The organism is Caballeronia terrestris (assembly GCF_001544515.1).
Classification (GTDB): domain Bacteria; phylum Pseudomonadota; class Gammaproteobacteria; order Burkholderiales; family Burkholderiaceae; genus Caballeronia; species Caballeronia terrestris.
This window is the reverse complement of record NZ_FCOL02000199.1, coordinates 1-3,494: the sequence shown is the minus strand read 5'-3', so window position 1 is coordinate 3,494 and position 3,494 is coordinate 1. Positions and strand designations below refer to the sequence as shown.

Sequence of the window (3,494 nt, the reverse complement as noted above, 5' to 3'; positions counted from 1 at the left end):
GAACCAGGTGTAGAACGGCGCATTCGATTCGTCGAGCACCTTCGTGAAAGGCTTGTGCCAAGCGAGCGTTTCGCGCGCGAGACGCGCCCAGAAGCCTTCGTAATCGCGTTCGGCTTCCGCGGCCAGGGCTTTGTAGGCGTCCATGCCGGAGATCGTGGCATGGGCCGATGCTTGCCCGGATGGCGGGAAAGCGCGGCGTTCAATAAAGACAGATTCAATGGGTTTCATGTCGGATTTCCCGGACGGTAAGAGCTTCGAAAATGTGCGCGATCAGCAGACACACCCGCGCATCACGTGCAAGCCAAGCGACCCTATGTCAACGAGGGGACCAGAATGCCGAATGCTCGTCACGTTCGCCACTTCTGTTCGATGCTCGCCATCTCGATATAACAATCTGCTCATACGCGTCACGGCGTCTGATCTGGATCATCAAAATGAATCTATCGTCGAGTGTTCGACGCCTGACAGGATGACTGGCCGCGAGTGAGCTCTTCACGCAATGCCCGCAAGTCGTCGTGCATGCTGCAGATTTCTCCTTCCAGCCGCTTGATGTCCCGATGCATTTCGCGCCGGAGCAACTTCTCTTCCTCACCAACGAACATCGCCGCGATGTTGGCGAATACCAGCGACAACATTCCGTAGCCAAGCAGCACGACAAAAACAGCGAACACGCGCGAAGCGGGCGTTGTCGGCGCAACATCGCCGTATCCGACCGTGGCACTGCTCTCGAACGCAAGCCACAAGCCGTCCGCATAACTTTGCACACGCGGCTCGAGCCAGTAGAACCCTGCGCCCGCCACGCCGAGCACCGCAGCGCCGATGAGAAGGAGCACGAGCAACCGGTTCGGGACGAACAACATGCGCAAGGCGAGCACGATGCGCACCGCAACGACGCACATGAAACCCATTCGCGGCGGCCACTCCCACGCCGACCATGGCGTCGCCCCGCCCGCGATGCTCGCCGCCGCCCCCAGCAGGATCAACATGTCCAGCCAGTTGCGACCAAGGAGCCTTCGCGGATGCCGGCTCAGCCGCACAATCCAGGCATAGAGAATGGCAAAGCCAACAGCCACGACCAGATAAAGAAGCTGGCCTGCTCGATGGAACGCCGCCGGGCCGCCTACGAGTTCGAGATAGAAAGCCGGAATCGTGAGCAAACTGATGGCGAACAGCAACCAATGCATCCAGACCCAGGCTTTCGCTGCCCCTTGATCATCGTGTGCATCGACGCCACAGAAGCCGAAGTTGTGCAGCCATTTTTCCATTGCAGTCTGCGTGTAGTCCAGGGCGGCCGCGAGCGCGGCAGACGCAGCGCTTCTTGCGATTGTCTTCTGCGCGTCATGCGCCGTGTCGGGTAACGAGCACTTCTGCCGCCCTCACAAATCGATCGTAATGGTCCGCCCCGTGGTTTCGTTGACCTGGATCAGGAGAGTCCGTTTCCCGACGGACGCCACCGATGTTTGGATCGATACGTCGCGCAACGTGCTTGATGGACCCTGGGCGCACTGCTCGCCTTCCTTACGCCACCATCGAAACCCAGCAGGACGAGCGACTCGACAGCCACCAACCGGTTGCAAACGCAAATGATCGCGGCGCCTTGGCGACAATGCCGGGTTACCCGGACAAGACTACCGTCCCGCGGCCGACCGAATAATCCATTACGCCATGTAGGGATCGCCCTACAAGACTGGAGAACGGACTACTCCATTCTCAGGCCGCCCTGATTTAACTGTACGGACCCGTGACCCATACTGGAATCGTGGACCTCATCAACGACATCCCGCCGATGTCCAAGCCTGTAGGAGCAAGCGATGAACGGCAACTACATCTCCTTGCGAGCGCTCGTGGACAAGTGGCTCGCGCCCAGTCAGTCGAGGCCAGCCCGGGTAACGTGCATGGGACGCCTGATTGCGACGCACGGGCGCTATGTACGTCTCGAAGGTTGTACTTCAACCGGGACGCTCACCATCGTGTTCTTCCGGCACGACGATGGATCATGGTGTGTTTTCCCGCCCGCCCGGACGTCGCCCGCAATGTGCTCTCGGCTCTTCGCGCAATAAGTGCAATAAGTGCAAGCTTCCGGCTGTCGATCTCCGGCCACAGGGGCTCGTGAATGGCGGCTCGACCGGGCACCGGCGACCACTGAATGTAAGGGCAGTCTGGTAAGCCCGGTTGATGACAGACCGCCCCACGCCTGTGCATTCATTGATTTGAGTCAACTTGCACCTCCCGGAGGCGGTGTCTGATAGAGTTCTTCGCCTCAACGTATATCACCAGAACACCTAACTGCTACCGCAATGCTACGCGCGAAAGTATTGACATAGACTTGGAGCAATCACATGCGTTTGATACTGTTGGGCGCCCCCGGGTCCGGTAAGGGCACACAGGCGAACTTCATCAAGGAGAAGTTCGGGATTCCGCAAATTTCCACCGGCGACATGCTGCGCGGAGCCGTTAAGGCTGGCTCGGCGCTCGGCGTCGAAGCGAAGGGTTTCATGGATGCCGGCGAACTGGTACCGGACGACCTGATCATCAACCTCGTGAAGGAACGCCTGCGTGAGTCGGACTGCGTAAACGGCTATCTCTTCGACGGTTTCCCGCGTACATTGCCGCAGTCCGAAGCGATGAAACAAGTGGGTGTCGCGATCGAATACGTGCTGGAGATCGACGTCCCGTTCAACGAGATCATCGTGCGCATGAGCGGCCGGCGCGTTCACGCTGCACCGGGACGTACGTACCACGTCAGATTCAACCCACCGAAGGTCGAGAACGAGGACGACGTAACCGGTGAACCACTGATCCAACGTGATGACGACCAGGAAGCAACTGTCGAGAAGCGCCTCGACGTATACGTCGCGCAAACCCGGCCGCTGATCGAATACTACAATCAATGGGCGCGTAGCGACGATCCCTTGGCCAGAAGGAGGGCGCCACGGTATGCGGCCATTTCTGATCAGGGTAGCGTCGACGAATTTCGTGCGCGCGTGTTTGATGCGCTGAAATGAACGGTACTCGAGCTGAAGCAGGCCTCCGCCATCCGCCGCATTGCAATAGCTTTCACCGAGCAACGGACTCGCATGTTATCCGCCTACATATCTCATCCCGACTGCGTTAAACATGAAATGGGGCACATGCACCCCGAGTCACCCGAGCGCATCGGGGCCATTCACGACATGTTATTGATCAAGGGATTGATCGATTGCATGCAAACCTGTGAAGCGCCGCTCGCAACGGAACAACAACTCGCGCAAGCGCATTCGATTCCTTATATTCATAGCATCGCAAGCATGGCCCCGACTGAGGGTTACGTGCGAGTCGACCCCGACACCATGATGAATCCCTACACCTACCAGGCGGCGTTGCATGCCGCGGGCGCAGCGGTGCTGGCGACCGACCTGGTGATCGCGGGCAAAGCCAGCACCGCCTTTTGCAACGTGCGCCCGCCTGGGCACCATGCGGAATATGATGCGGCAGGCGGGTTCTGCTTTTTCAAC

Annotated in this window: 3 protein-coding genes and 1 pseudogene; 2 read left to right on the top strand and 2 right to left on the bottom strand. The window is 59.0% G+C overall.

Features of this window, described 5'->3' with window-relative positions:
* Together AWB67_RS35170 and AWB67_RS35165 are read right to left on the bottom strand one after the other, a co-directional pair.
* Positions 1–228, bottom strand: a 228-nt coding sequence (locus AWB67_RS35170; RefSeq protein ID WP_327367070.1) for an acetyl-coenzyme A synthetase N-terminal domain-containing protein, incomplete at its 3' end; no start/stop codon positions are given.
* 212 nt (positions 229–440) lie between these two features.
* Positions 441–1,265 carry a potassium channel family protein gene (locus tag AWB67_RS35165; protein WP_087660519.1) on the bottom strand — a complete coding sequence of 275 codons (825 nt, stop codon included), beginning with the start codon at positions 1,263–1,265 and terminating at the stop codon, positions 441–443.
* Positions 1,266–2,339: 1,074 nt separating this feature from the next.
* On the opposite strand from AWB67_RS35165, the gene adk reads away from it, so the two are divergent.
* Together adk and AWB67_RS35150 are read left to right on the top strand one after the other, a co-directional pair.
* Positions 2,340–3,005 (top strand): adenylate kinase, encoded by a 666-nt coding sequence (adk, locus tag AWB67_RS35155; RefSeq protein WP_087660517.1) that lies wholly within the window; start codon positions 2,340–2,342, stop codon positions 3,003–3,005.
* Positions 3,006–3,077: 72 nt separating this feature from the next.
* Positions 3,078–3,494 (top strand): annotated as a pseudogene (locus AWB67_RS35150) (histone deacetylase family protein); the annotation flags it as partial.